We start from the raw sequence: 25479 nt of genomic DNA, 5'->3' as shown, positions 1-25479 counted from the left end.
AGGTGCCGGCCCGGATCGCGGGCCGGCACCGGTCAGAGGGTGGCCTCGCTGCCGAGGACCAGCGTGCCGGAGCTCATGAACATCCCACCGACCCCGGTGCAGACGCTCACGTCGACGCCGTCGACCTGCGCCGGCGCCTGGCCGCGCACCTGGCGCACCGACTCCTGGATCGCGAACATGCCGTACATGCCGGTGTGGGTGTAGGCCAGCCCGCCGCCGTTCGTGTTCAGCGGCAGCCGTCCGCCCGGCGCGGTGTTGCCGTCGGCCACGAACGCCGGGGCCTCGCCGCGGCCGACGAACCCCAGGTCCTCGAGGCCGTAGAGCGGCACGTGCGCGAACGCGTCGTAGATCATCAGGTGGTCCACCTCGCCGTGCCCGACGCCCGCCTGGGCGAAGGCGCGCTCGCCGCCGAGCCGGATGGCCCGCGACGAGGTGAGGCTCTCCAGGCCCTGCACCACCGACGACTCGCTCGACTCCCCCGCGCCCAGCACGTAGACCGGCGGGGCGGCCAGGTCCATCGACCGGGCGCGCTCGGCGGAGGTCAGCACCAGCGCGCCGCCGCCGTCGGTGACCAGGCAGCAGTGCAGCAGGTGCACGGGGTCGGCGATCACCGGCGAGGCCAGCACGTCGGCCACCGTGATCGGGTCGCGCAGCTTGGCCCGCGGGTTCATCGCCGCCCACTGGCGCTGCACCACCGGGACCATCGCGAGCTGCTCCGCGGTCATGCCGTACTCGGCCATGTAGCGGCGCACCCCGATCGGGAAGAGGGCCGGGGCGCCGATCGGGCCGTAGGGCATCTCCAACTGCGCCATCGCCGACTGCGGGGCGGGGCGCCAGGTGGTCATCCCGACCCGAGAGCGACCAGACTCGCCGTGCGTGACCAGCACGGTCTCGCAGAGCCCGGCGCTGATCGCCGCCATCGCGTGCCGCACGTGCAGCATGTACGAGGATCCCCCGACGTTGGTGCCGTCGAGGTACTCCGGGACGATCCCCAGGTAGTCGGCGACGTCCACCGGGGACTCGCCGGCGCAGGCCACGCCGTCCACCTCCGAGGGCGAGATCCCGGCGTCCGCCAGCGCGTTCAGCGCGGCGTCCACGTGCAGCTGGAGCGCCGACATGTGCGGGACCTTGCCGAGCTCGGTGCTCTCCGCGGCACCGACGATCGCGACTGCTCCGCGCAGGCTCATGACGACTCCTCCTGGCCGTTACCGACCACCTCGAACTGGACCACCCGGCGCTCGCCGCGTGGCTCGAAGACCGCGCGCACCGGCAGGTCGACGGTGACCTCGGCGGGGTCGACCCCGCGCACCTGCGCCATCATCCGCGGCCCCTCCTCGAGGTCGACCAGGGCGATCGCGTACGGCGTCTGCCCCTCGAAGCCGGGCGGCGGCCGGTTGTTGAGCACGAACGAGGCGATCGTGCCGCGGCCGCTGGCCGGCACCAGGGCGACCTCGCGGGAGCCGCAGCGCGGGCAGCACATCCGCGGGTAGAGGAAGTGGTGGCCGCAGGTGCCGCAGCGCGGCACGGTCAGCTCCTCGCGGTCGATCCGCTCGAACCACTCGGCGGTGTCGGGGGTGGGACGGCTGACCGGCATGGCCGGCTCAGGGCTGGACTGGCTCATCGAGTTCCTCCGGGGGACGGGCTGGCGGCGTCCTCGCGCGTGCGGCGCACGGCGGTCTCGCCCTCCAGCAGGCTGGGCAGCAGGTGCTTGCGGAGCTTGCCGTTGGCCCCGCGCGGCAGCTCGTCGACGAACCGGAACACCCGGGGGACCTTGAATCGGGCCACCCGCTCGCGCAGGTGCTCGACCAGGACGGCCGCGGCCGCGGCCGGGTCGTCGGCCAGCGGCGAGCCCTCGCTGAGCTGCACCACGGCGGCGACGGCCTCGCCCCACTCGTGGTCCTCGGCGGCGACCACCCCGACGTCCGAGACTTCCGGGTGCTCCAGCAGCGCCGACTCGATCTCGGCCGGGTAGACGTTGACCCCGCCCGAGACGATCACCTCGGCGGTACGGCCCAGCAGGTAGAGGTAGCCGTCGGCGTCGAGCTGACCGAGGTCGCCGACGGTGACGAAGTCACCGATCCGCGAGCCGCGGGTCTTGTCCGCGTCGCCGCGGTACTCGAAGGCGTGCGCACCCATCCGGAGGAAGACCAGGCCGGGAGAGTCCGGCTCCAGGTCGCTGCCGTCGGCGCGCAGGATCCGGACCTCGGCACCCGGCTGGGCCCTGCCCACGCTCCCGGGTCGCTCCAGCCACTCGTGCGAGCTGATCACCGTGCCTGCGGCCTCGGTGGCGCCGTAGTACTCCCAGACCACCGGCCCGAACCAGTCGATGACGTCGCGCTTGACCTGCTCGGGGCACGGACCCGCGCCGTGGACCAGGTTGCGCATGCTGGAGACGTCGTAGCGCTCGCGCACCTCCTGCGGCAGCCGCAGCAGCCGGTGCAGCTGGGTGGGCACCATGTGGGTGGTGGTCACCTGCTGACTCTCGATCACCCGCAGCGTCTCCTCGGGGTCGAACCGGGTGGTGAGCACCACCGCGTGCCCGAAGTGCAGGGACGTGACGGCCAGCCCGCTGACCGCGGTGTGGCTCAGGGGTGAGGTGACCAGGTGCACCCCGCCCTCCTCCGGGACGATCCCGAACATCCCCAGCTGCCACTGCGCGGCGGCGGCGAAGACGTCGTCGGGATCCCCCTCGGGGAGGTGTCGCAGGACGCCCTTGGGCCGACCCGTGGTGCCGGAGGTGTAGCCCATCGACGCCCCGGGCGAACGGTTCTCGAGCGGCTCGGCGGAGTGCTCGGCCAGCTCGCCGAGCAGGTCGCGGAACCCGTCCGCCTCGCCGAAGGCGAACCGCGCCCCCGGGAAGTCGGCGGCCTCGCACGCGTCGTGGAGCAGTGCGGCGTGCTGCACCGAGGTGACCACCACCACCGGCGCCGCGTCCTGGACGATGTAGGCGACCTCCGCCGGCGCCAGCTGGGTGTTGACCGGCACGTAGTACGCGCCGGCCTGCTGGCAGGCGAGCACGAGGGCCAGCGTGGGCGACTCGTTGGAGACCACGCCCAGGACCCGGTCCCCGCGGCGCAGACCCTGGGCACGCAGCAGGCGCGCGGTGCGGTTGGCCATGGCCAGCAGCTCTCCGCGGGTCCGGGTGGAGCCGTCCGGGTCGACGGTCGCCAGGGCGTCCGGCTCGCGGGCCGCCAACCGCCAGAAGCCGAGGGCGCTCATCGGCCCGCCCCCGCGGTGCCGGTGCGGACCTGGGCGAGCAGCTCGGCGGCCAGCACCCGACGGTGCTCGACCGGCGTGCCGTGGCTGGCCGTCAGGCTCATCGCCCGCTTCAGCCAGATGTGCAGCTGGTACTCCCAGGTGAAGCCGATGCCCCCGTGCAGCTGCAGGGCCTCGACGTTGGCCAGCTCCGCGGCCTCGCCGGCGTACGCCTTGGCGGACCGGGCGCGGCGGTCGACGTCGCCGCTGGTCAGGCCGGCGACGCCCGCCTGGTCGGCGACCTCGAAGGCGGACAGCGCGGCTGCCTCGGCCATGTCGACCTTGACCGCGACGTTCGCGACCTTGTGCTTGACCCCCTGGAAGGAGCCGACCGGGCGGCCGAACTGGTGCCGGATGCCCACGTAGTCGACGGTCAGGCTCAGCAGGCGGCGGGCGGCCCCCGCCTGCAGGCAGGCGGACCCGGCCACGGCCAGGGCCCGCACCCGCGCCGCGCGCCCGGGGTCGGTGGTCAGCAGGGTCCCCTCGCCGCGAGGCACGACCCGGGCGAGCGGACGCAGCGGGTCGAGCACCTCGACGGGCTGCACCTCCAGGTCGTCGGCGGCGTGCAGAAGCACGGCGCCGTCGATCCGCACGGTGAGCAGGAGGTCGGCGTCCGCCGCGAAGGCGACGAACGGCGACTGCACGCCGGGAATCTCCACGTCCACCGCGGCCAGCGCCTGGCCCGAGACGACCCGGTCCAGCCACTGCCCCGCCTCCCGCGCGGCCTCGCCGTCGGTGGCGGCGACCGTCGCCAGCACGGGCGCGGCCAGGACCGCGGTCTCCAGGTAGGGCTCGGCCACGGCGTACTCGCCGAAGGCGTGCAGCACCCCGCCCAGGTGGGCCGGGGTCAGCCCGGCACCGCCGAGCTCGTCGGGCACCAGGGCGCCGACCAGGCCCGTGTCGCACAGCCGCGCCCACAGGGCGGCGTCGTGCGCCTGGCCGGCCTCGAGGCGGGCGCGCAGGTGCTCCTCGCCGGACTGCTCGGAGAGCAGGACTCGGGTGACCTCGAGCAGCTCGCGCCGCTCCTCGGCCAGGGTCTCGTCTGTCGTGGTCGTCATGCGGGTCGCGGCTCCATCGGAAGTCCCAGAACTCGTTCGCTGATGATGTTGCGCTGGATCTCCGAGGTCCCCCCGAAGATCATCGCCGCGCGGGCGTACCAGTAGCGGTGGTGCCACCGGTCCCAGGCGTGCCGCACGGAGGCGGGTGCCCCCTCGGTCACCGGAGCCGGGTCGAGCACCGCGGCGTCGGGGCCCATGAGCCGCAGGCCGCTGGCGAAGATGTCGTGCTGCATCTCGGTCCAGAAGAGCTTGTTGACCGAGGCGTGCGAGTCCACGTCGCCGCCGGCCGCGGCCAGGCCCGCGAGCCGGTAGACGTTGGCCCGGTAGACCTCGGTCTCGACCAGCGCCCGGCCCACCTCGTCGAGGGTGAGGCTGTCCTCCTCCAGGCCCCGCGCCACCGCGAGTCCGGCCAGCGCCTGCACGTCGAGGGTGAACTTCGCGTGGTCGCCGAAGACGGCGCCCCGCTCGAAGCCCAGCGTCGACATCGCGACCTTCCAGCCCTTGCCGACCTCGCCGACCACGTTCTCGACCGGCACGCGCACGTCGGTGAAGAAGACCTCGGCGAAGCCCTTGGTCCCGTCGACCATGGTGAGCGGGCGGACCTCCACGCCGGGGCTGCGCAGGTCGATGCAGAGGAAGGTGATCCCGTCGTGCTTGCGGCGCTTGCCCGCCTCGGGGTCGGTGCGCACCAGCGCGAAGATCCAGTCGGCGTACCCGCCCATGGAGGTCCAGATCTTCTGACCGTTCACCACGTACTCGTCGCCGTCACGGTCCGCACGGGTCCGCAGCGAGGCGAGGTCGGAGCCGGAGCCGGGCTCGGAGAACCCCTGGCACCAGATGGTCTCGCAGGAGAGCAGGTCCGGGATCCACCGGCGGCACTGCTCCTCGGTGCCGTACTGCATCAGCACCGGGCCGAGCAGGTAGAGCCCGCCCATGTTGATCCGGTCCGGTGCGCCGGCCCGGTAGTACTCCTCGGCGAACGCGATCGTGTGCTGCAGGTCGGCGCCCCGGCCGCCGTACTCCTCGGGCCAGTCGACCGCCGCCCAGCCGCCTGCGAACAGGGTCCGCTCCCACTCCCGGTGCTGGGCGAACCCCTCGGGGTAGGCCCAGTCGACCAGCGGCTCGGACGGGACGTTGGCCTCCAGCCAGCCCCGCACCTCGCTCCGGAAGGCGTCCAGCCCGGTCTCGGCGGTGCTCATGCGACCAGCCCCAGGGCGTCCGAGATGCTCTGCATCGTCTCCACGTAGTTCTCCGTCGTCATGCGTAGTGAGAGGTTGACGCCGTCGGCGCCGTGGGCCGCGTAGCGGTCCACCAGGTCGGGAAGCTGGTCCCAGGCCCCCAGGAACCGGAAGCCCGCGACCGCGTGCAGCGCGTCGACGTCCTTGCCGGCCTCGGCGGCCTGGTCGCGGAAGCTTGCGTGGTGCTCGCCGAACTGGCTGGGCGTGAGGTTCCACGGGTACCAGCCGCCGGCCACCGTCGCGGCCCGCCTGATCGCGGCCGGCGAGTGTCCGCCGACCAGGATCCGCGGCCTCGCCGGCCTGGGGTCGGGCAGCACCAGACCCTCGTCGTCGGCGGCCCAGAGCCGGTCGAGCTCGCCGAGGTTCTGCTCCGAGCGCATGCCCCGGATCCGGAAGGGACTGCCGGCAGCCTGGAACTCCTCGGCCGCCCACCCGACCCCGACACCCAGGTCGAAGCGGTCCCCGGTGAGGGCGCTGAGGGTCATCAGCTCGCGGGCGAAGAGCCGGACGTTGCGCGTGGGCAGGAGCAGCACCGAGGAGCCGATCCGCAGCCGCTCGGTGAAGCCGAGCACCGTGGCCGCGGCCATCGCCACGTCGAGCAGCCCCTGGTCCTGCGCCGCCTCGACCCGTGCCTTGCCGTCCTCGACCTTGTTGTGCACCTCGGTGCGCTCGGGGTCGGAGGCCGACGGGGCGGCCGGGTAGGGGTAGACCGAGTCGTACTGCTCGAAGAAGACGAGGTGCTCGGGGAGCCAGATCCCGGTGAACCCGAGCTCCTCGGCGGTCTGGGAGAAGTCCCGCATGAACGCCAGGTCGCGCTCGGCACTGCCGTCGAAGAGGTCGACGAGTCCGATCTCCATCGTGGTTCCTCCAGCGCTCAGACCGCCGCGGCCACCAGGGCCGCGAGGTCGTCGGGGGTGGACAGGTGGTCGAGGACGGCGACGAGCTCGTCGACCCCGGTGCCGAGCTCGGCGCAGCGCGCCCGGGCCTGCGGCAGCTCGTCAGCGGGGACGAACCAGGTCAGCCGGGGCCGGGTGCCGTGCACCGGCGCGGCGAGCTCGCCCGCGCGGGCGGCCAGCTCGTCGGCCGGGGTGAGCCAGGCCAGCCACCCGTCGACGCGCCCTCCCCCGGCGACGTACGCCGCCAGGGTCTGCGGGTCGGCGAGCCGGACGTGCACGGGCGGCACGGCACCCGCGCCCGACCCCTGGGCGCGCGGCTTGGGCTTGGCGATGGCGCCCTCGAACGCGATCGAGGCGCCCTCGTGCGCGGCCCGGTCCTGGGTCCACAGCGCCGTCATCACCGCCAGGTGCTCGAGGCTGGTGGCGAGCGCCTGCGCGGCGTCGCCGCCGGGCTGCTCCTCCCCCGCCGGGGCGAGGAAGGGGTCGACCAACGCGGTCGGAGGTGTCCCCGGGTCGAGGCTGTAGTCGAGCCGACCGGCGCTCAGCCAGTCCAGCGTCGCCACCTGCTTGGCGCGGACCGCGGGCGAGCGCAGGCCGAGCAGGTCGCCGGTGGAGGCGAGCCGCAGCCGGCTGGTCCGCCGGGCGGCCGCCTGGAGGACCAGCATCGCGTCCCACGAGCCGTCCGTGGCACTGTCCCGGTCGCCCGGCACCCACCAGGAGGCGAGGCCGAGCTCCTCGGCGGCCGCGGCTGCGGCACCGACCGCCTCGGCCAGCCCCGGCCCCGGCTCACGGACCCGGCAGGCGACACCCAGCTCCACGGCTCAGCCCTGCCACTGCTCGAGCGAGCCCTCGGCGGACCACTCGAGGTAGAGGCCGGGCTCGGACAGGTAGGCCTGGCCGCCCTCGTAGCTGATCGGCCCGTAGACCGAGTCCTGCGAAGTGATCTCGGCGAGCGCCTCGCCGAGCGCGGCGGGGTCGGTCTCACCCGACTCCTTGAGCCCCTGGGCGACGAACCACACCGAGGTGTATCCCTGCGCGGCGTAGATGTCGGGGTCCTTCCCGTGCTCCTCGCGGAACGATGCGACGAACGACTTCGCCGTGTCGTTGGTGGAGAACTCCGCCGAGAACGGGACGGGGAAGAGCACGCCCTCCATGCCGCCGGCGGCGGAGTCGAAGAGCTGCTTGCTGTCCGCGCCGTAGCTGGTGAGGATCCGCTTGTCGTAGCCGCGCTCGCGCAGCGCGCGCGCGAGCATCGAGGTCGGGGTGCCGAGGGTGCTCGCCACGACCGTGTCCGGGTCGAGGGCGGCCACCTGGGTGGCCGGGCCGGTGTAGTTGGTGTCGGCGGCGCTGGTGCTGATCTCCTTGAGCACCTCCACCCCGTTGCGCTCCAGGGCGGCGCGCCAGACCTTCGCGTCGGCGACCATTCCGTCGTTGTCGTTGTTGACGACCAGCACGGCGGTCTTGTGCCCCTCGGCGGGGACGACGGCGTCGACGAACTGGTCGAAGAGGCCGCCCTCGTCGGAGGGGAGCAGGTGCGAGCGGTAGAGGTGCGGCGGGTCCGCGAGGTCGGCGAGGATGGCGGAGGTCACCACGCCGGGCACCCCGCTCTGCTGGATGATCGGCGCGAGTGCGCCCGCCTCGGAGGAGAGGCCGCAGCACAGGACGGCGGAGGCGCCGTCGGCGGCGAACTGCTTGTAGAGCGCGATCGCCTTGGCCGGGTCGCCGGCGGCGTCCTCCACGTCGAGGTCGATTTCGACCCCGTCGCCGAGGAAGCCCGACTCGTTGATCTCCTTGGCGGCCAGCTCGGCACCCTCGACGATCGGCACGCCGGCGAAGGCCGCCGGGCCGGACTCGATGGCGGTGAACCCGACCAGGATCGAGTCCTCCGAGGCGCCGGCCTCACCGGAGCACGAGGAGAGCAGCAGGGCGCCGGCGGCCGCGGCCGCGAGCACCAGGCGGGGGCGGGAGCGACGGGTCGAGCGGGTCATGCGGGGCTCCTTCTGTGAACGGCTGCAATGTGAAGCAAGCACTTGATTCTTGCATGGGCCGAGAGAGCGCGCAACCGTCTTGCGGCTGCGCGCTCTCGGGGGAACTAGGACCGCAGCTGGTGCTTGCGGATCTTGCCGGTGGCGTTCTTGGGCAACGCACCGGCGAACGTCACGCCGACCGGGACCTTGAACGGCGCGAGGTTCGCCCGGCAGTGCGCGAGGACCGCCTCCTCCGTCAGCTCCACGCCCTCGGCGTGCACGACGAAGGCGTACGGCGACTCGCCCCAGCGGTCCGACGCGATGCCGACCACGGCGGACTCCAGCACCCCCGGCACCATGGCCAGGACGCGCTCGACCTCCGCCGGGTAGACGTTCTCCCCGCCGCTGATGATCATGTCCTTGATCCGGTCCCGGATGGTCAGGTAGCCGTCGTCGTCGAAGCACCCGACGTCGCCGGTGCGGAACCAGCCGGTGGGCGTCATCGCCCGTTCGGTCGCCTGCGGGTTGCGCCAGTAGCCCTTCATCACCTGGTGGCCGGCGACGAGGATCTCCCCGTCCTGCCCGGCGGGCAGCTCCTCGAGCGTGATCGGGTCGACGACCGCGACCGCGCTGCCCGGGATCGCCCGGCCGACCGTGGCCAGCCGCCACGGGTGCAGCTCACCCTGGTCGTGGTCCTCGGGCGAGAGCATCGAGACCCCGCCGGTGGTCTCGGTCAGGCCGTAGCCCTGCAGGAAGCGGCAGCCGAAGACCTTCCTGGCCTCCTGCAGCAGCTCGACCGTCATCGCCGAGGCCCCGTAGGTCAGGTACGCCAGGTGCGGCCAGCTCCGGGCCCGGACCGCCGGGTCGCGGACCAGCATCTGCAGCAGGGCGGGCACGACGACCGCGTGGGTCACCGAGAACTCCTCCCACAGGTCGGCGATCCCTTGGCCGGGGCCTGGCTGGACCATCACCAGCTCGGCGCCGCGGAGCGTGGCCAGCACCGCGTAGCCGAGCCCGGCGATGTGGAAGAACGGCAGGGGCGCCATCGCCACCGACCCTTCGCCCATGTCGTTGGCCAGCAGGATCGCGCTGTACTGCGCCGACAGGTTGTGGCCGGTCAGCTCGATCCCCTTCGGCAGGCCGGTGGTGCCGGAGGTGTAGAGCATCAGCGCCGTCTCCTCGGCCGGCAGGGCGTGTCCCGGGTCCTCGGCGGGGAACCGCTGGGCCCACACGGGCACCGGCACCCGCTCGCCGCCCTCGGCGCGCCCCACGACGAGGCGGACCGAGGCCGGCAGCTCGAGCCGGTCGAGCGCGGACTGGTCGTGCCCGCCGAGCAGCACCGCGGCGGGCTCGCAGTCGACCAGCACCTCGGCCAGCTCGCGGCCGACCAGCAGGTGGTTGACCACCACCGGCACCGCGCCGCTGCGGGCCACGCCGTGCACCGTGACCAGGGTCTCGGGGTCGTTGGGGCCCAGCACTGCGACCCGGCTCCCCGGACCGACCCCGGCCGCGGCGAGCCCCTGGGCGATCCGGGAGGCCGTCACGTCGAGCTCTCCGAAGGTGGTCACGCCCTCGTCGGTGCGCACCGCCACCAGGTCGGGGGTCAGCGCCGCGCGGCCGCGCAGCACGTCGGCGAGGGTGGCCATCTCCCCTCCCCCGGGCAGCGGGCAGGGGACGAAGGGAAGGTCGACGCGAGGGATCATGGGGGCTCCTCGGGGGATGCTGAGATGGTGCGGCCGGGGGGGCCGTTGGGGGGGTGGGGGGCGGGACCTTGGTCCCGGGGACCATCGTCCTCGTCAGGCGAGGTGGGCGCCGACGCGGGTGTAGCCCCTGAGCAGGTCGCGGGAGATGATCAGCCGCTGCATCTCGTCGGTGCCCTCGAAGATGCGGAACAGGCGCACCTGGCGGTACCACTTCTCGATCGGCAGCTCCTTGGTGTATCCGAGCCCGCCATGGATCTGCATCACCCGGTCCACGACCCGGTTGACCATCAGCGAGCCGGTCAGCTTGGCCAGCGACGAGGCGTGGGCGACGTCCAGGTCGTGGTCGACGGCCCAGGCCGCCCGCAGGGTCAGCCAGCGCGCAGCCTCGAGGTCGGCCTCGCAGTCGGCGATCATCCAGGCGATCGCCTGGTTGTCGCCGATCGGCCGGCCGAAGGTGTGCCGGGTGGTGGCCTGGCCGATCGCCATCTGCAGCGCCCGCTCGGCCACCCCGGTGGCGAACGAGGGGATGATGTAGCGACCGCGACCGATCCACTGCATCCCCAGCGCGAAGCCCTGGCCGACCTCGCCGAGCACCTTGTCCGCCGGCACCCGCACGTCCTCGAAGACCAGCGTGGCCGGGGACGCCTCGCCCATCGTGGCGATCGGGCTGGAGGTCCAGCCCAGCTCGCGGTCGACCAGGAAGGCGGTGGCCCCGCCCCGGCGTACGTCCTGCTCGGGGTCGGTGACCGCGACCACGATCGCGAAGTCGGCCTCGTGCCCGCCGGTGATGAACGTCTTCTCGCCGTTGAGCACCCAGGAGTCGCCGTCCCGGACCGCTCGCATCCGGATGTTGGCCGCGTCCGAGCCGGCCCCCGGCTCGGTGATCGCGAAGCAGGAGCGGCGGGTCCCCTCGATGGTGGGGATCAGGTACTCCGCCTGCTGGGCCGCGTCGGCGTGGAACAGGATGTTGTCGGCCTCGCCGCCGAAGGAGAACGGCACGAACGTCTTGCCGAGCTCGGTCCAGACCAGCGACTGGGTGACAGCGTCCAGGCCCATCCCGCCGTGCTCGACGGGCGTGCCCAGCCCCCAGAACCCGAAGGTCCGCGCCTTCTCCCGCAGCTCGACCAGCTCGTCGTGGCGCAGGCCGGTCTCGCCGTGGCGCTCCCGGTGCAGCACCTCCCCCTCCAGGGGAAGCACCTCGCGGGCCAGGAAGCGGCGCACGGTGTCGCGGACGGCGATCTGCTCGTCGCTGAGGGAGAAGTCCATCGGAGTTCCTTCGTCGGTCGAGGACCGGACCCGTCTCGGGGCCGGCGGCAGGGGCGGCCCGCCCGCCTGGGCGGGCCGCCTGCTGCGGTGCGGGTGTGGTGCTGCTGTGTGGTGCTGCGCGGCGGTGCCGGGCGCGCCCGAAGAGGGTCAGCCGAGGTCGAGCTGGGCCAGCTCGCCCTGGGCGGTCCACTCCAGGTAGGTGCCGGCCTGGTCGAAGGTGGCCTGGCCGTCGACGAAGGTGAGGTCGCCGTAGACGGACTCCATGCCCGAGACCTTCGCGAGGGCGGCGCTGACCTTCGCCGGGTCCGGGTCACCGGCGTCCTTGAGGCCCTGCGCCATCATCCACATCGCGGTGTAGCCCTGGGCGGCGAACAGGTCCGGCGCCTCGTCGTACTCCTTCTCGTAGGCGGCCACGAACTCCTCGGCGAGCTCGTTGCCCGGGTAGCCGGCGGCGAACGGCGTGGTGAACGCGACCCCGGCCATCGCTGCTCCGGCGGTCTCGAAGAGGGCGTCGCCGGAGGCGCCGTAGGAGGTGAGGATGCGCTGGTCGTAGCCGCGGTCGCGGAGCGCCCGGGCCAGCTGGGCGGTGGAGCCGCCGAGCATGCTGGAGACGACCACGTCGGCCTTGGTGCCGGCGATCTTGGTGGCGGGGCCGGTGTAGTTGGTGTCGGCCATCGCGATGTTGACCCGCTCGAGCACCTCGACGCCGTTGCGCTCCAGGGCCGCCTCCCAGACGTCACCGTCGATGGTCATCGCGTCGCTGTCGCCGTTGACCGCCAGGACCGCGGTCTCGTAGCCCTCGGCAGCGACCATGTCGTCCACGAAGGTGTCGTACATCCCACCCTCGGCCGCGGGCAGCAGCACGGTGCTGAAGACCTTCGGCACCTGCACCGCCTCGGCGCGGTTGGCCGAGGTGACGATGCCCGGGACCTCGCTGTCGGCGATCAGGGGGGCCAGGGCGCCGGTCTCGGCGGCACCGCAGCACAGGACGCCCGAGGCCCCGTCGGCCACGTACTGCCGGTAGAGGCTGATCGCGACAGCCGGGTCGTTCTTCAGGTCGTCGACCTTGAGGTCGACCTCGACCCCGTCTCCGAGGAAGCCGGTCTCGTTGATCTCTGCGGCCGCGAGCTTGGCCCCCTGCGCCAGCGGCTCGCCGGCGAAGGCAGCCGGGCCGGAGAGCAGGGCGGGGAAGCCGACCAGGTAGCCGTCCTCACCGGCGGCCGCGTCCGACGAGCACGCGCTGAGAGCGGCGCCGGCGAGGAGGAGGGCAGCGCCGGACGCGGCGGCCCGGCGACGGGGGGAAAGAACGTGGATCACGGGGTTGCTCCTTGGGGATCGATCGCCTGCCTTGTGTTAAGCAAGCGATTGATCTTTGCATGTGAGGAGCATCACGTGAGGCAGAACACGCAAAGAGTCTCGCGCCTCGATACGCCTGTGCCTCTCAGGCGGTCTGAGCCGCCGTCACCGTCGCCACGCCGCGGTCGAGGACGACCTCGCCGGACTCGTCCTGCACCTGGAACAGCACCTGACGCGTTCCGTCCCCGGCCGTCTCCCCCTGCCAGGCCCGCACGACCAGGGCAGTAGCGGGCAGCACCGGACGGGAGAACCGGGCGCTCATCGCCCGCAGCCGCGCCGGGTCTCCCCCGCAGACCTCGGCCAGCAGCACCCGGGTGGTGATGCCGTAGGTGCACATGCCGTGCAGGATCGGTCGCGCGAACCCGGCCCGACCGGCGAAGGTGGGGTCGGAGTGCAGGGGGTTCCGGTCACCGGTCAGCCGGTAGAGCAGCGCCTGGTCGGGACGGGTCGCCACCACCCGCTCCACGTCCGGCGTCCGCTCGGGGCGGAGCCACTCCCGGGTGGTGCCACGCTCGCCGCCGAATCCCCCGCCGCCGCCGAGGAAGGCACCGGTGCGGCACACCGCCACCGTGCCGCCGTCCGCCGGGTCGGTCAGCCGGGTCTCGGTCCACAAGATCGCGTCGCGACCCTTGTCCCACATCTCGGTGACCTCGGTCTGCACCCGCACCTCGCCCTCCGGGGCGATCGGGCGCAGCACCTCGAGCTCCTGCTCGGCGTGCACCGCACGAGCCGGGTCGTAGGTGCCCACCTCGGGCAGCCCGCCCTCGAAGCCCAGCACCACCGCGAAGCTCGGGACCACCACCTGCTGGACCTCGTGGCTGTTCTCGGTGGTCAGCTCGAGCTCGTCCAGCGGGTCCTCCTGACCGGCGCCGACCGCGAGGGCGTAGAGCAGGCTGTCGGTGGTGGTCCAGCGGCGGGTCGTCGGCTCGGAGCGGGTGCCGATCCGGGAGGGGTCGAGAGGCATGGAGATCTCCTGGGGGTCGTGGGCGCGCGGCCCGACGGGACACGGGAACGGGAACGGGAACGGTCAGAGGCAGGCAGGGTCAGGCAGGTTCAGGCAGGGTCGGGGGCGCCGGGTCAGGCCGGCGTGAGACGGGTCCGGGGTCCGGAGCGGACCAGCCGCGAGGGCAGCCGGCGGTCGACGATCCGCTCGGCGAGCTCGGCCACCTCGAGCAGCGCGTCGAGGTCGACGCCGGTCTCCACGCCCAGCTCGTGGAGCAGGTAGACCACCTCCTCGGTGGCCACGTTGCCCGCGGCGCCAGGGGCGTAGGGGCACCCGCCCAGACCTCCGACGCTGGCGTCGAAGCGATCCACCCCGACCTGGAGGCCGGCCACCAGGTTGGGCAGCCCGGTCCCCCGGGTGTCGTGCAGGTGGAGAGCCACGGGGACGTCGGGGTGGCGCTCGCGGAAGCCGCCCAGGACCCGGGTGACCCGCGGCGGGCTGCCCATCCCGGTCGTGTCGCCGAAGCAGACGCTGTCGGCGCCGTGCGCAACCGCCCGGTCGGCGACGGCGAGCACCCCGGACTCCTCCAGCTCGCCCTCGTAGGGGCAGCCGAAGGCGGTCGCCACGATGACCTGACAGCGAGCACCGGCCTGGTGCACCACGTCGATCACCTCCGCGATCGCGTCCAGCGACTCCTCGGGGGTCCGGTTGAGGTTGCGCAGGTTGTGCGTGCGGGAGGCGGAGACCACCACCTCGAGCTCGGTGAAGCCCGACTCCAGCGCCCGGCGGGTGCCGACCAGGTTGGGCACCAGCGCCGAGTAGCTGATCTGCTCGCGCGGGGAGACCTGGGCCCAGACCTCGGCGGCATCGGCCATCTGCGGGATCGCCCGCGGATGGACGTAGGAGACCGCCTCGATCTCGGCGAGCCCGGTGCCGCCGAGCGCGTCGATCAGCTCGACCTTGGCGGGGGTGGGCACGGGTGGCTCGTTCTGCAGGCCGTCACGAGGACCGACCTCACGCAGCACCACGCGGCTCGGGACGTCGCTCATCAGATCCCCTCCAGGTCGGCGATCCGCGACCGGTGCGCGGTCGGGGTGCCGTAGAGCTGTCGGGCCGCGGTGGCGCGGCGGAAGTGGTGGGAGACCTCGTGCTCCCAGGTGAAGCCGATCCCCCCGTGCACCTGGACCCCCTGACGCACGACCACCATCGCGGCGTCGCACGCCCGCGCCTTGGCCGCGGAGGCGGAGAAGTGCCGGCGCTCGGCCTCGACGGCCAGGTCGGCCACCGCGGCCTCGACCGCGCTGTTGGCCGTCTCCAGCTCGGCGTACATGTCGACCAGCACGTGCTTGACCGCCTGGAACGAGGCGATCGTCCGTCCGAACTGGGTGCGGGTGCGCGCATACCCGACCGAGAGGTCGAGGACCCGGGCGGCGAGCCCGACCACGTCCGCGGCGGTCAGCACCGCTCCGAGCATCCAGCTCTCCGCGAGAGCCTCCCGGACTCGGTCGGGGCCGGTCCCCTCCTCGACCACCGAGACCCCCTGGGCGCCGTCGAGGACGACCTCGGCCAGCCCCCGGGCCGGGTCCACGGCGTCGACGGGACGCACGGTCACCCCGGGGGCGTCCGGCGCGACCAGGTGGACGGCCGGGCCGTCGGGGCCCTGGCTCACCACCAGGAGCTGCTCGGCGAAGGCCGCGCCGTCGACGAAGAGCTTGGTGCCGGCGATCCGGCCGGAGGCGTCGCTGACGGTGGCACAGGTCTCGAGGTCGGCGGCGTCGCTCGTCTCGAGGGCGGCCACGGCCACGCGCAGCCCGTCCTCGGCGATCCGGCGGCGCAGGCCGCTGGCGTCCGCGGGGTCGACGCGCGCGAGCAGTCGCACGGTGACTCCGGCGACGCTGGCCAACGGTCCGGCCCAGCCGACCCGGCCTGCCTCGAGGACGGCGGCCGCGAGCTCGGGCACGCCGGCTCCCTGGCCACCGTGCTCCTCCTCGACCAGCAGCCCCAGGACGCCGACGTCCTCGACCAGCTCGCGCCACAGGAGCGGCACGCCGTCGGCCGGCGCGACCCGCTGCTCGTCCAGGTCGGCGTGGCCTCCCCAGAACCTGGCGAGGACGGGCTGGAGGTCGGGACTCAGTACGAGGGACTTCATGGTCGCTCCAATCAAGCAAGCGCTAGATAAGTTGGACAGATGAGAAAGCGGCGCAGCCCGCCGCCGGTCGACGACGGGTCGTCGCGCCGGCCGACGGAGCCGCCGTCAGCGCGGGGCGCGCAGCCCGTCGAGCATCAGGGTGGTCTGCAGCTTGGTGATCTGCTCGATCGAGGACGGTCCCGACGGGTCGAACCACCGGATGACCGACTCCAGCGCGCCCATCATCGTCCGGTACACCAGACGTGGCGGGAACTCGTCACGCAGGTCGCCGGCGTTCATCCCCTCCTGGATCGCGTTCATCCAGAGCTGGTCGACCTGCGCCTGCAGCTCGACGATGCCGGGCATGGAGCGCACGTGGGCCCACTCGTTGTGGAGGATCATCAGCTCCTCACGGTTCCCGACCAGGCTGTTGAGCGCGACCCCGACCAGCGCCTCGAGCTGGTCGACCGGGCCGCCGGCCGCGTCGCGGGCCGCGTGGTACGCGCTGACCAGCGGCTTGAGGTAGCCGACGACGATCTCCTCGATGATCGACTCCTTGGAGTCGAAGTAGTAGTAGAGGCTGCCCGAGAGCATCTCTGCCTCGTCGGCGATGTCGCGCACGGTCGCCGCGGCGAAGCCCTTCTCGGCGAACACCCGGGTCGCGGAGCGCAGGATCGCCTCCTTGCGGGCGACACCCGCCTTCGACCCGGTCGAGCGTCGGCGGTTGGTCGTCACGCGTGTGCCTTCCCCCTTGGCGGCCTTCTTCGTGCCCGACACCCTACTCGCGCTCCCCCCGGCCATGCCTCAGACCCCGGGCGCTCGGTCGGAGACGATGGTGACCGCACTGACCAGGTCGCCAGGGCTGCCGCCCTGGTTCTGCACCAGCCCGTAGACCGGGTCGGCCACCTGGCGCTCCCCCGCCTCGCCGCCGAACTGCAGCCACATCTCGAAGAGCATCCGCAGGCCGCTGGCGCCGATCGGGTGGCCGAAGCTCTTCAGCCCGCCATCGATGTTGACCGGCAGCGCGCCGTCGCGGTCGAACTTGCCCGCCAGCACGTCCTCCCAGGAGCGACCCCGCTCGGAGAAGCCGAGCTCCTCCATCAGCACCATCTCGGTGGGGGTGAAGCAGTCGTGCACCTCGGCCAGCGAGATCTGCGCCGCCGGGTCGGTGATCCCCGCCTGGGCGTACGCCGCCTGGGCGGAGTCGTACGCCTCGGTCAGGTCGCTGTAGTCGTAGTCGCTGTCGTTGCGGCCGGTTCCCGAGCCGGCCGAGAGGGCCAGCGCGTGCACGTAGAGCGGCCGGTCGGTGTAGCGGTGCGCATCCTCGGCCCGGACCACGATCGCCGCAGCGCCGCCGTCCGCGACCCCGGAGCAGTCGAAGACGCTGAGCCGGCCGGCCAGCGGGGTCGCCGCGGCGATCGTCTCCTTGCTCACCACCTTGCGGAACTGGGCGCGCGGGTTGATCGCACCGTTCGCGTGGTTCTTCCAGGCGATGTGGGTCATCGCCTCCTTGATCTTCTCCTCCGGCACGCCGTACCGACGGGCGTAGGCGGGGACGATCATCGAGTACATGGCGGGCGCGCTGAGCACCGGCGGGGTGCCGTCGTTGGGCACGCTGGGCATCTCCAGCCCGGAGTAGCCGGCGTCCTTCAGCTTCTCCCCGCCGATCGCCATGGCCACGTCGTAGGCGCCCGAGGAGACCGCGAAGCACGCGTTGCGGAACGCCTCGGAGCCGGTGGCGCACATCTGCTCCACCCGGGTGACCGGCTTGTTGCGGAGGTTGAGCGGCCGGGTGAGGGTCAGGCCCGAGACGCCGGAGATCATCGATCCCAGCCAGAAGGCGTCCACGTCGTCGAGCTCGAGGCCCTTGGTGCTGCCGACCGCGTCGTGCGCCGCCTCGACGAGCAGGTCGTCGACGTTGCGGTCCCAGTGCTCGCCGAACGTGGTGCAGGACATCCCGACGATGGCCACCGGGTTCTTCAAGGCGTGGATCGCCATCAGTTCTCCTCCTCCTGGGCCGACGCGGCACCCGAGGGCCGCACCTTCCACACGTAGTTGCGCACCTTGTTCCCGGCGACACTGGCCACCCGGAAGGTCGGCTCGACGCCGTCCCCGATCGCCGGGCTCACACCCACGGCGTCGGTCATCTCGAACTCGAACCGACCGCCGCCCTCGAAGTCGACCGAGACCACGGTCGCGGGCAGCTGCACCGACTCCGAGAGCCAGTCGGTGGTGAAGGTGGCGATGCTCGCCGGCACCTCCACCATCGGCACCGGCTCGAAGGTGTCCCGGGACGAGCACTTCAGGCAGACCCGCCGCGGCGGCATGTTCCGGTAGCCGCACGCGGTGCAGCCGGCGGCGACGAAGCCGAACTTCCACTCCGAGGAGCGGCGCGAGGCGGGCGGCACCGGGGGCTTCACGTCCGGGCGACGGGCCGGCTCACGGGGCAGCAGCCCGCGCCACAGCAGGTAGTCGCCATAGCTGACCGGGGTCCCGTGCGCAGCCTCCGCCAGGCCCGAGGCCAGGTGGTCGGCGAGCCGCTCGGTGGCCCGGAAGAGGAAGGCGTCCGCACCGTCGACCACGGAGACCACGAGCACGAGGTCGCCGGGGACGGCGGCGTCGAGGGCCGCGACCAGCTGGAGACCCGGGTCCGCGACGCCGGCGTACCCGAGACCGGTGAAGCCGCCCAGTGCGACCTGCTCGGGCTCGAACTTTCCGCGCAGCGCGCCGATCGCCCGGGTGTGCGGGCCGCTCAGCACGACGTGGGCCACGCTCTCGCGGTCGGCGCCGGCCTGCTCGAGGACCCGGGTGATCGCCTCCTCGGCGACCGGGACGTGCTCCTCCTGGCCGAAGCGCTCCTCCCAGGTGTAGGTGCGCACGTCGCCGGGCTCACGCCACCGGTCGAGGAACTCGCTGCTCACCGAGGCACTCGCGACCAGCTCGGCCACCGGGTCCTCGCCGGTGACCAGCGCGGCCGCGACATCGGCGCCGCCGAGCTCGTCCGGGGAGGCGGAGAGACCGATGCGCATGTCGGAGAGCACGGCGACCGAGTCGCCGTGCGCCAGCGCGGCGGCCAGCGCCCCGGCGCCGCAGCGCAGGGCGCCCGAGACGTCGTACGCCGGAGTGCTGGCGGGCAGACCGGAGGCGGCGAGCACGGTGGTCGCGTTGGACTTCTCCAGGTAGGCCGGGCGCGAGGTGGCGAACCAGAGCGCACCCGCCGGGCCCGCCTCGCCGTGCAGGGCACGCACGTTCCCCAGGGCGCGCCGCACCGCGGCGACTCCCAGGGTGGTGGTGTCCTCGTCGTAGGAGGCGACGGGGCGTTCCCCCCGCGCCGCGCGGATGCCGAGGACGGCTCCGACCTGCTTGCGGTCCAGTCGATGCACAGGCACGTAGACGCCGTAGCCGCGGATGCCGACCATGGGCCCTCCGATCTTCGAGGTGATCCGTCGACTTCTCGTCGACGTATTTCAATCAAGCACTTGCTTTGCTAACTTAAGCACCTCCTTTCCGCCCCCGCAACCGGACACGACCGTCCCGCCAGGAGGACCATGAGCACCCAGGCCGCCCCCGCCGTCCCAGGCACCGCACTGCCCGAGGGCGTCCCCGCCACCCTGCTCGGCGAGCTCACCGAGGTCATCGCCCGGCACGCTGCACCCCGCGCCGACGAGGGCCCCACCCGCTGGGGCCACGGCGACGACCGCGTCTCGGTGGTCGCCGAGCGCTCGGAGGGCGAGGCGGAAGAGATCGCCGCCCTGCGCGCGTACCGCGGCGACCTCGCGGCGGCCGGGCTCTCCTGGCTCGACGGGCCCGCACGCTGGGGTGGACGCGAGCTGCCCGCCGCGGCGGCGGGCTGGGCCCGGGACGTCGAGGCCGGCTACGAGCTGCCCGACGACGGCTACCTGCGCTTCAGCCTCTCCATCCTCTGCCGCACCCTGCTCGAGCACGGCACCGACGAGCTCCAGGAGCGCTACCTGCGGGGGCTGCGCTCCGCCGAGCTGATCGCCTGCCAGCTCTACTCCGAGCCGGGCGCGGGCTCCGACCTGGCCGGCCTGTCGACCACCGCGGTCCGCGACGGCGACGGCTGGCGGCTGGACGGTCAGAAGGTGTGGAGCTCAGGCGCCCACTTCGCCGACCTCGGCCTCTGCATCGCCCGCACCGACCCCGCCGCCCCCAAGCACGCCGGGCTCACCACGTTCCTGGTCGACATGCGCGCCCCCGGCGTCGAGGTCCGGCCGATCCGCCAGCTCACCGGCGGCGCCTCCTTCGACGAGGTCTTCCTGACCGGGGTGCACGTGCCCGACGACCACCGGATCGGACCGGTCGACGGCGGCTGGCCCGTGGTGGTCACCTCGCTGCTGCACGAGCGGAGTGCGATCGGCCGTGAGGTCGGGGTGGACGACACCCTGGTCCAGCGGCTCGTCGACCTGGCCCGGCACGTGGGCGACCCCGGCGACAGCCGCGTCCGCGACCGGGTCGCCGACGTCGCGATCCGCGCCTGGGCGGCCCGGCTGACCACGGACCGGATGCTGGCCGACGGAGTCCCCGGGCCCGAGATGGCGCTCGGCAAGCTGCTCACCACCGACCTGCTCCGCGACGTCAGCGACGTCGCGGCCGACCTGCTCGGCGCCGCCCACGTGGCCGACACCGGCGAGTGGGGCACCTACGCCTGGTCCGAGCTCACCCTCGGACTCCCCGGCCTGCGGGTCGGCGGGGGCACCGACGAGATCCTCAAGAACGCGGTCGGCGAGCGCGTTCTCAACCTCCCGAAGGACGCACGATGAAGATCGACAAGGGCATGATCGGATCCTCCGCCGCCGCGTGCGGCCCGCTGGCCGCGCAGGCCGAGGGGCTCGGGTACGACGGGGTGTGGGCCAGCGAGTCCGTCACCGACGCCTTCCTGCAGTCGCAGGCGGCGCTGCTGTCCACGGAGCGGGTCAGCGTCGGCACCGCGATCGCGGTCGCGTTCGCGCGCAACCCGATGTCGGTGGCCTACCAGGCCTGGGACCTGGCCGGCGCCTCGGACGGACGCTTCGTGCTCGGTCTGGGCAGCCAGGTCCAGGCGCACGTGGAGCGCCGGTTCTCCATGCCGTGGGGCGGTCGTCCGGTGGCCCGGATGCGCGACTTCCTGCTGGCCCTGGACGCCATCTTCGAGGCGTGGCGCACCGGCGGCCGGCTGTCCTACGAGGGCGAGTACTACTCCCACACCCTGATGACGCCGGTCTTCACCCCGCACCACCACGAGCACCGGGTGCCGACGATGATCGCCGCCGTCGGGGCGAAGATGACCGAGCTCGGCGGCGAGCTCTGCGACGGGCTGCTGCTGCACGGCATGACCACCCAGGCCTACCTCGACGAGGTCACCCTCCCGGCCGTCGAGCGCGGGCTGGCGGCGTCGGGGCGCGAGCGCTCGGCCCTCGAGCTCTACTGCCCGATCTTCATGGCGATGGGCGACACCGAGGAGGAGATCGCCACCGCGAGCCGCACGACCAAGGAGCAGATCGCCTTCTACGCCTCCACTCCCGCCTACCGCAAGGTGCTCGAGACGGTCGGGTACGGCGACCTCCAGCCGGAGCTGCAGACGATGTCGCGCGAGGGCCGCTGGGCGGAGATGGGCGAGCGGATCGACGACGCGCTGCTGCACCACATCGCCCTGGTCGGCACCCCCGAGGAGATGCCTCGGCTGGCGCACGAGCGGTTCGGCGGCCGCCTGGACCGGATCTCCTCCTACTACGAGTGGCCGGTCCAGGACCCGGACCGGCTCGGCGAGATCCTCGCCGCCTTCGGCAAGGAGCAGGCATGACCACCCCGGAGCAGGCCCCGGGCGACCTCGACCTGGCCGTCGCGGTGCAGACGCTGCTGGCCCGTCAACAGGTCACCGACACGCTCCACGAGTACAGCCGCCACGTCGACACCTGCGACGTCGACGCGCTGGTCGGCATCTTCACCGAGGACGCGGTCTTCGACTACGGCCACGGCCGGGTCTTCACCGGCCGGAAGACCTTGGACGGCCTCTTCCGCGAGGTGCTGGCGAAGTACGCCGCGACGAACCACCACTGCTCGACCACCACCTTCCTCGCACTCGACGCGGAGACCGCGGAGACGATCACCTACGTCTACGCCTTCCACGACTCCGGCCCGGGCGGTCAGCACGTGCACGTCTGGGGTCGCTACGAGGACCGGCTCGTCCGCGAGGCCGACCGGTGGCGGATCGCGCAGCGCCGGGTCCGGGTCGCCGGGGTCGAGACAGGCGACTCCCAGCCGGTCCCCGAGCGGTTCGAGCGCTACCAGCGGGCCGTTCTCTGATCCACGGTGAGCCTCACCGAGGTGCTCCGGTGAGGCTCACACGTCGGTGATCCGCACCCCGGCGTGCGCCTTGTACCGACGGTTCATCGCGATCAGGTTCGCCGTCAACGCCTCCACCTGGTGCGCATTGCGCCGCCGACCCGCGTACACCCCGCGCATCCCGGGCACCGAGTCCGCCAACGCCTGCACCAGGTCGGTCGCCTCCCGCTCATCGCCCAGCACCAGCACGTCGGTGTCGATCGAGGCGACCTCCGGGTCCTCCAACAGCACCGCCGAGACGTTGTGGAACGCACCCACCACCGTGGAGTCGGTCAGGATCGCCGCCGCCTGCTCGGTCGCCGACCCCTCCTCCACCTTCAACGCGAACGGACCCTGCTTGTCGAACCCCAACGGGTTCACGCAGTCGACCACGACCTTGCCGTCCAGGTGCGGCTTCAAGTCACGCAACAGCTCGCCGTGACCGTCCCACGGCACCACCACCAGCACCACGTCACCGGCCGCCGCGGCGTCCGCGTTCGCCGCCCCGGTCACCGCACCACCGGTCGCCTCCGCGAGCTCGGCCGCCGCGGCCTGCGCCTTCTCCGCCGCCCGGCTGCCCAGCACCACCGTCAGCCCGGCCTGCGCGAACCGACGCGCCAGACCACGCCCCTGCGGCCCGGTCCCACCCAGGATCGCGATCGTCAGGTCGGACAGGCTGCTGCTGGGGGTGGCCGCGTTCTCGGTCAAGGCGCCTCGCTCGGTAGGTGCGCGCGCCACGACGCGCGTCTGGGTCAGGGGGCTTTCATCCTCGCACCCGGTCCGCCCACGAGGGCGGGAGGGTGAGGTCGGACACACCCCCACGCGACTCCCAGGCGGACAGGCCCGGACCAGCCGAGTCCGCCGACTGGTCTGTGGACGGGGCGTCCCCGTTCCCGGCCGATCCCGCTAGCGTCCGGGTCGCGGCCCCAGGGCCGCGTGCTCGTCCACGGGGGACTCACGAGAGGGATCGACCACGTCATGCGACTGCTGCTTCGCGCTGCTGTGTTCCTGTTCGGCTCACTGCTGCTGATCGGCGGCGTGCTCGCCGCCGTCCTGGTCGGGCCGGACGACACCCTGGCCCTGGAGGCCGACGACGCGGCGGGTCCCGTGGTCACGCACCCCAGGCTCACCGCCTTCACCGACGTGACCCTGGTCGCCGAGGCCGAGGCACCGGGCGGGGTCTTCGTCGGCGCCGGGCACCGGGTGGACGTCGACGACCTGGTCTCCGACGTGGCGCGCACCGAGATCACCGGGGTCCGGTCGAACACGCTGCTCACCCGCCGGGCCGAGGGCTCCGACGAGCCCCTGCCCGACCCGGTCGCCCTGGACCTGTGGACCGAGTCGACCCACGGCGACGGCCCGCAGCTGCTGGCGCTGCCGCTCACCGGGGACCCGGTGGCGGTGGTGGCCACCCCGCTCGACCCCGAGGCGGCGATGACGCTCTCCCTGGGCGCCCGGGTGGACGGCCTCTTCGCGGGCAGCCTGGCGGCCGCGACCTCGGGCCTGGCGCTCCTCGTGGTCCTGCTCCTGCTCCGCCGCCGGCGTCGTCGGCGTCCGGCAGGTCCGGGGGCACCGGCCGAGCAGCACTCCCCGGGACCCGACCGGCCGGTGGTGTCCGCGGGCCGTGCCAGCCCTCCGGGTACGACGCTGCGCGTCCGGACCTCCGCGCGACCCCGTCCGACGCTGCGTCTGGTGGCGCCGCTCCTGGGCCTGGGGCTGCTCGCCTCGGGCTGCACCCTCCCCGCGGCAGTCTCGGTCGGGACGGCCGAGAGGCCGGCGCTGACCCCCGAGCAGCTCCCCGACCTGATGGCCGACCTCGACCGCCGGCTCGCGCGGGCGAACAAGAAGGTCCGCCCGCCGAAGTACGACGACTCCGGCTTCCGGAAGGTCTTCACCGGCCCCCACCTGCGGGTCGCCCAGCGCAACGTCGCTTCGGCGGCGATCGAGAAGCACGGCTGGAAGGGATCGACCGACCCGACCGTGCCCGGCGACCGGCTGTTCGCTCCGGCTTTCGAGACCTACCCGATGTGGGCCGCGCTGGACCTCCTGCCCCCCGACGACACGACCGACGACGTCAAGGGCGCCAAGGAGCGCCGCAGCCTGCTGCTGGTGACCCGTGAGTCCGTCGTCGAACCGTGGATGGTCGCTGGCGTCGGGGCCTTCGCCGACCTGCCGGAGCCCACCGAAGCACCTGGACCGGTGCCGACTCGGGTGATCCGCGCTGCCCAGCTGGCCGCCGACCACCTGGACGGATGGTGGCGCACCGGCCAGGTAAAGGGTATTCGGGTCGACCGGGAGACCAAGCAGACCCGGGCTGCGTACCTCAAGACCTCCCCCGCTGACAAGGGTGCGCTGTCCCTGGAGGCCCGGCCTTATCTCGACCCCAACCAGCGGCTGCGGGTGGTGGAGACAGCGGACGGCTACCTCGCGATCGCGATCTCCGACCTCCGCCAGACCACCACTCCTCCGCTCGGCATCACGCTGACGTGGAACGACGGCTACGCCGACCTCAACGGCACCGACGGCGACGCCGTCTACCAGACGTTCGTCGTCACCGCCGCGATCCACCTGCCTACCGACGGCCGGCCGCGGCTGCTCGGCACCATGGTGGGTCCCCGGGCCAGCTGAGCACCGGCACCGGCACCGGGTCCGGTCAGTCGCGCACGTGCACGACGACGTCGTCGACCTGCGCCCGCGAGGTGCGGAACCCGTTCGCCGGGTGCTCGGGATCGACGTACCCGAGGGAGACCGCGCAGACCACCAGTCGGTCCTCGGGCAGGTGGAGGAAGTCGCGCACCTTGTCGGAGTACATCGCGATCGCGGCCTGGGCGATCGACCCGAGACCCAGCGACGTCGCCGCGTGGGTCAGGGTGGCGACGTAGCCGCCGCAGTCGATCGCGCCGTACGTCCCCTGCTCCCGGTCGGTGGTGATCACCGCGACGTGCGGGGCGCCGAAGAAGGTGTAGTTGAGCAGCGCCTGCGCGCCACGGGCGAGCTTGTCGTCGCGGGCCACGCCGACGGCCTCGTAGAGCCCGTAGCCGGACTCCCGGCGCCGCTCGGCGTAGACCCCGGTGTAGCCGGACGGCATCTCCAGGTCGGCGCTCTGCGGGTGGGCCAGCACGTGCTCGGTCAGCTCGGTGGAGAACCGCTTGATCGCCGGGCCCGAGACCAGGTGCACCTGCCAGGGCTGGGTGTTGCACCACGAGGGGGTCCGCTGGGCCAGGGCGAAGAGCTGCGCGAGGGTCTCGTCCGGCACCTCCTCGGCGCGGAAGCCGCGGCAGCTGAAGCGGGCGTCGAGGGCGTCGGAGAACTCCATGCCGCCGATCCTCTCAGGCACCGGGGCATCGC

The 25479-nt window shown here is 73.0% G+C and carries 23 protein-coding genes; 4 read left to right on the top strand and 19 right to left on the bottom strand.

The annotated features are described in order from the left end of the window. Positions 1-32 precede the first annotated feature (32 nt). The 17 genes from H8838_RS03520 to H8838_RS03440 all read right to left on the bottom strand — a co-directional run bounded on the left by H8838_RS03520 (position 33) and on the right by H8838_RS03440 (position 19229). A complete protein-coding gene (locus H8838_RS03520) occupies positions 33-1187 on the bottom strand; it encodes a thiolase C-terminal domain-containing protein (RefSeq protein ID WP_185996679.1) in 1155 nt (384 codons plus the stop codon). Further along, positions 1184-1621, bottom strand: a complete 438-nt coding sequence (locus tag H8838_RS03515) for a Zn-ribbon domain-containing OB-fold protein (RefSeq protein ID WP_224766355.1) — start codon at positions 1619-1621, stop codon at positions 1184-1186. The genes H8838_RS03520 and H8838_RS03515 overlap by 4 nt, the downstream gene beginning before the upstream one ends. Continuing rightward, positions 1618-3219 (bottom strand): AMP-binding protein, encoded by a 1602-nt coding sequence (locus H8838_RS03510; protein WP_185996678.1) that lies wholly within the window; start codon positions 3217-3219, stop codon positions 1618-1620. The genes H8838_RS03515 and H8838_RS03510 overlap by 4 nt, the downstream gene beginning before the upstream one ends. Beyond that, the gene (locus H8838_RS03505; RefSeq protein WP_185996677.1) at positions 3216-4313 is read right to left on the bottom strand and encodes an acyl-CoA dehydrogenase family protein; all 1098 of its coding nucleotides are present in this window, start codon (positions 4311-4313) and stop codon (positions 3216-3218) included. The genes H8838_RS03510 and H8838_RS03505 overlap by 4 nt, the downstream gene beginning before the upstream one ends. Further along, on the bottom strand, positions 4310-5512 hold the full coding sequence (locus tag H8838_RS03500; RefSeq protein WP_185996676.1) for an acyl-CoA dehydrogenase family protein: 1203 nt from the start codon (positions 5510-5512) through the stop codon (positions 4310-4312). Before H8838_RS03500 ends, H8838_RS03505 begins: the two co-directional genes overlap by 4 nt. Then, a complete protein-coding gene (locus tag H8838_RS03495; RefSeq protein ID WP_185996675.1) occupies positions 5509-6408 on the bottom strand; it encodes an LLM class flavin-dependent oxidoreductase in 900 nt (299 codons plus the stop codon). The genes H8838_RS03500 and H8838_RS03495 overlap by 4 nt, the downstream gene beginning before the upstream one ends. A 17-nt stretch (positions 6409-6425) precedes the next feature. Then, positions 6426-7265, bottom strand: coding sequence for an LLM class flavin-dependent oxidoreductase (locus H8838_RS03490; RefSeq protein WP_185996674.1), 840 nt, complete (start codon positions 7263-7265; stop codon positions 6426-6428). 3 nt (positions 7266-7268) lie between these two features. Continuing rightward, the gene (locus H8838_RS03485; RefSeq protein WP_185996673.1) at positions 7269-8435 is read right to left on the bottom strand and encodes an ABC transporter substrate-binding protein; all 1167 of its coding nucleotides are present in this window, start codon (positions 8433-8435) and stop codon (positions 7269-7271) included. 104 nt (positions 8436-8539) lie between these two features. Beyond that, entirely contained in the window at positions 8540-10117 is a 1578-nt protein-coding gene (locus H8838_RS03480; RefSeq protein WP_185996672.1) for a class I adenylate-forming enzyme family protein, read from the bottom strand. Between the two features lie 93 nt (positions 10118-10210). Next, positions 10211-11383 (bottom strand): acyl-CoA dehydrogenase family protein, encoded by a 1173-nt coding sequence (locus tag H8838_RS03475; RefSeq protein WP_185996671.1) that lies wholly within the window; start codon positions 11381-11383, stop codon positions 10211-10213. Positions 11384-11530: 147 nt separating this feature from the next. After that, a complete protein-coding gene (locus H8838_RS03470) occupies positions 11531-12700 on the bottom strand; it encodes an ABC transporter substrate-binding protein (RefSeq protein WP_185996670.1) in 1170 nt (389 codons plus the stop codon). A gap of 124 nt (positions 12701-12824) precedes the next feature. Continuing rightward, entirely contained in the window at positions 12825-13703 is an 879-nt protein-coding gene (locus H8838_RS03465) for a MaoC/PaaZ C-terminal domain-containing protein (protein WP_185996669.1), read from the bottom strand. Between the two features lie 113 nt (positions 13704-13816). Continuing rightward, complete coding sequence (locus H8838_RS03460; RefSeq protein WP_185996668.1) at positions 13817-14731, bottom strand: hydroxymethylglutaryl-CoA lyase; 915 nt, start codon at positions 14729-14731, stop codon at positions 13817-13819. Continuing rightward, positions 14731-15831 (bottom strand): acyl-CoA dehydrogenase family protein, encoded by a 1101-nt coding sequence (locus H8838_RS03455; protein WP_185996667.1) that lies wholly within the window; start codon positions 15829-15831, stop codon positions 14731-14733. The genes H8838_RS03460 and H8838_RS03455 overlap by 1 nt, the downstream gene beginning before the upstream one ends. Positions 15832-15936: 105 nt before the next feature. Further along, complete coding sequence (locus tag H8838_RS03450) at positions 15937-16545, bottom strand: TetR/AcrR family transcriptional regulator (RefSeq protein WP_185996666.1); 609 nt, start codon at positions 16543-16545, stop codon at positions 15937-15939. Positions 16546-16614: 69 nt separating this feature from the next. Further along, positions 16615-17808, bottom strand: coding sequence for an acetyl-CoA acetyltransferase (locus H8838_RS03445; RefSeq protein ID WP_185996665.1), 1194 nt, complete (start codon positions 17806-17808; stop codon positions 16615-16617). Beyond that, on the bottom strand, positions 17808-19229 hold the full coding sequence (locus tag H8838_RS03440; RefSeq protein ID WP_185996664.1) for a zinc ribbon domain-containing protein: 1422 nt from the start codon (positions 19227-19229) through the stop codon (positions 17808-17810). The genes H8838_RS03445 and H8838_RS03440 overlap by 1 nt, the downstream gene beginning before the upstream one ends. 129 nt (positions 19230-19358) lie before the next feature. Here H8838_RS03440 and H8838_RS03435 point away from each other — a divergent pair, with 129 nt between their 5' ends. From H8838_RS03435 to H8838_RS03425, 3 genes are read left to right on the top strand one after another with little or no spacing between them, the layout of a single operon-like run. Continuing rightward, a complete protein-coding gene (locus H8838_RS03435; protein WP_185996663.1) occupies positions 19359-20591 on the top strand; it encodes an acyl-CoA dehydrogenase family protein in 1233 nt (410 codons plus the stop codon). Continuing rightward, positions 20588-21610 (top strand): TIGR03617 family F420-dependent LLM class oxidoreductase, encoded by a 1023-nt coding sequence (locus H8838_RS03430; RefSeq protein WP_185996662.1) that lies wholly within the window; start codon positions 20588-20590, stop codon positions 21608-21610. Before H8838_RS03435 ends, H8838_RS03430 begins: the two co-directional genes overlap by 4 nt. After that, entirely contained in the window at positions 21607-22113 is a 507-nt protein-coding gene (locus tag H8838_RS03425) for a nuclear transport factor 2 family protein (RefSeq protein ID WP_185996661.1), read from the top strand. Before H8838_RS03430 ends, H8838_RS03425 begins: the two co-directional genes overlap by 4 nt. Positions 22114-22149: 36 nt before the next feature. Here the strand turns inward: H8838_RS03425 and npdG are convergent, their stop codons facing one another. Beyond that, positions 22150-22839, bottom strand: a complete 690-nt coding sequence (gene npdG / locus H8838_RS03420; protein ID WP_191465645.1) for an NADPH-dependent F420 reductase — start codon at positions 22837-22839, stop codon at positions 22150-22152. A gap of 270 nt (positions 22840-23109) precedes the next feature. On the opposite strand from npdG, the gene H8838_RS03415 reads away from it, so the two are divergent. Further along, on the top strand, positions 23110-24759 hold the full coding sequence (locus H8838_RS03415) for a hypothetical protein (RefSeq protein WP_185996605.1): 1650 nt from the start codon (positions 23110-23112) through the stop codon (positions 24757-24759). Positions 24760-24784: 25 nt separating this feature from the next. Here the strand turns inward: H8838_RS03415 and H8838_RS03410 are convergent, their stop codons facing one another. Continuing rightward, entirely contained in the window at positions 24785-25447 is a 663-nt protein-coding gene (locus H8838_RS03410; RefSeq protein ID WP_185996604.1) for a nitroreductase, read from the bottom strand. Positions 25448-25479 lie beyond the last annotated feature (32 nt).

This window comes from Nocardioides campestrisoli (assembly GCF_013624435.2).
GTDB classification, from domain to species: domain Bacteria; phylum Actinomycetota; class Actinomycetes; order Propionibacteriales; family Nocardioidaceae; genus Nocardioides; species Nocardioides campestrisoli.
Note: the sequence above shows the minus strand (reverse complement) of the source record. Positions and strands in the feature narration are given on the sequence as shown.

What these genes read in the sequence shown, in the direction of transcription:
- H8838_RS03435 (WP_185996663.1), top strand. Translation starts at nt 19,359, where the DNA reads ATGAGCACCCAGGCCGCCCCCGCCGTCCCAGGCACCGCACTGCCCGAG.
- H8838_RS03520 (WP_185996679.1), bottom strand. Translation starts at nt 1,187, where the DNA reads ATGAGCCTGCGCGGAGCAGTCGCGATCGTCGGTGCCGCGGAGAGCACC.
- H8838_RS03415 (WP_185996605.1), top strand. Translation starts at nt 23,110, where the DNA reads ATGCGACTGCTGCTTCGCGCTGCTGTGTTCCTGTTCGGCTCACTGCTG.
- H8838_RS03510 (WP_185996678.1), bottom strand. Translation starts at nt 3,219, where the DNA reads ATGAGCGCCCTCGGCTTCTGGCGGTTGGCGGCCCGCGAGCCGGACGCC.
- H8838_RS03485 (WP_185996673.1), bottom strand. Translation starts at nt 8,435, where the DNA reads ATGACCCGCTCGACCCGTCGCTCCCGCCCCCGCCTGGTGCTCGCGGCC.
- H8838_RS03465 (WP_185996669.1), bottom strand. Translation starts at nt 13,703, where the DNA reads ATGCCTCTCGACCCCTCCCGGATCGGCACCCGCTCCGAGCCGACGACC.
- H8838_RS03425 (WP_185996661.1), top strand. Translation starts at nt 21,607, where the DNA reads ATGACCACCCCGGAGCAGGCCCCGGGCGACCTCGACCTGGCCGTCGCG.
- H8838_RS03515 (WP_224766355.1), bottom strand. Translation starts at nt 1,621, where the DNA reads ATGAGCCAGTCCAGCCCTGAGCCGGCCATGCCGGTCAGCCGTCCCACC.
- H8838_RS03500 (WP_185996676.1), bottom strand. Translation starts at nt 5,512, where the DNA reads ATGAGCACCGCCGAGACCGGGCTGGACGCCTTCCGGAGCGAGGTGCGG.
- H8838_RS03410 (WP_185996604.1), bottom strand. Translation starts at nt 25,447, where the DNA reads ATGGAGTTCTCCGACGCCCTCGACGCCCGCTTCAGCTGCCGCGGCTTC.
- H8838_RS03460 (WP_185996668.1), bottom strand. Translation starts at nt 14,731, where the DNA reads ATGAGCGACGTCCCGAGCCGCGTGGTGCTGCGTGAGGTCGGTCCTCGT.
- H8838_RS03455 (WP_185996667.1), bottom strand. Translation starts at nt 15,831, where the DNA reads ATGAAGTCCCTCGTACTGAGTCCCGACCTCCAGCCCGTCCTCGCCAGG.
- H8838_RS03475 (WP_185996671.1), bottom strand. Translation starts at nt 11,383, where the DNA reads ATGGACTTCTCCCTCAGCGACGAGCAGATCGCCGTCCGCGACACCGTG.
- H8838_RS03505 (WP_185996677.1), bottom strand. Translation starts at nt 4,313, where the DNA reads ATGACGACCACGACAGACGAGACCCTGGCCGAGGAGCGGCGCGAGCTG.
- H8838_RS03480 (WP_185996672.1), bottom strand. Translation starts at nt 10,117, where the DNA reads ATGATCCCTCGCGTCGACCTTCCCTTCGTCCCCTGCCCGCTGCCCGGG.
- H8838_RS03445 (WP_185996665.1), bottom strand. Translation starts at nt 17,808, where the DNA reads ATGGCGATCCACGCCTTGAAGAACCCGGTGGCCATCGTCGGGATGTCC.
- H8838_RS03440 (WP_185996664.1), bottom strand. Translation starts at nt 19,229, where the DNA reads ATGGTCGGCATCCGCGGCTACGGCGTCTACGTGCCTGTGCATCGACTG.
- H8838_RS03495 (WP_185996675.1), bottom strand. Translation starts at nt 6,408, where the DNA reads ATGGAGATCGGACTCGTCGACCTCTTCGACGGCAGTGCCGAGCGCGAC.
- H8838_RS03430 (WP_185996662.1), top strand. Translation starts at nt 20,588, where the DNA reads ATGAAGATCGACAAGGGCATGATCGGATCCTCCGCCGCCGCGTGCGGC.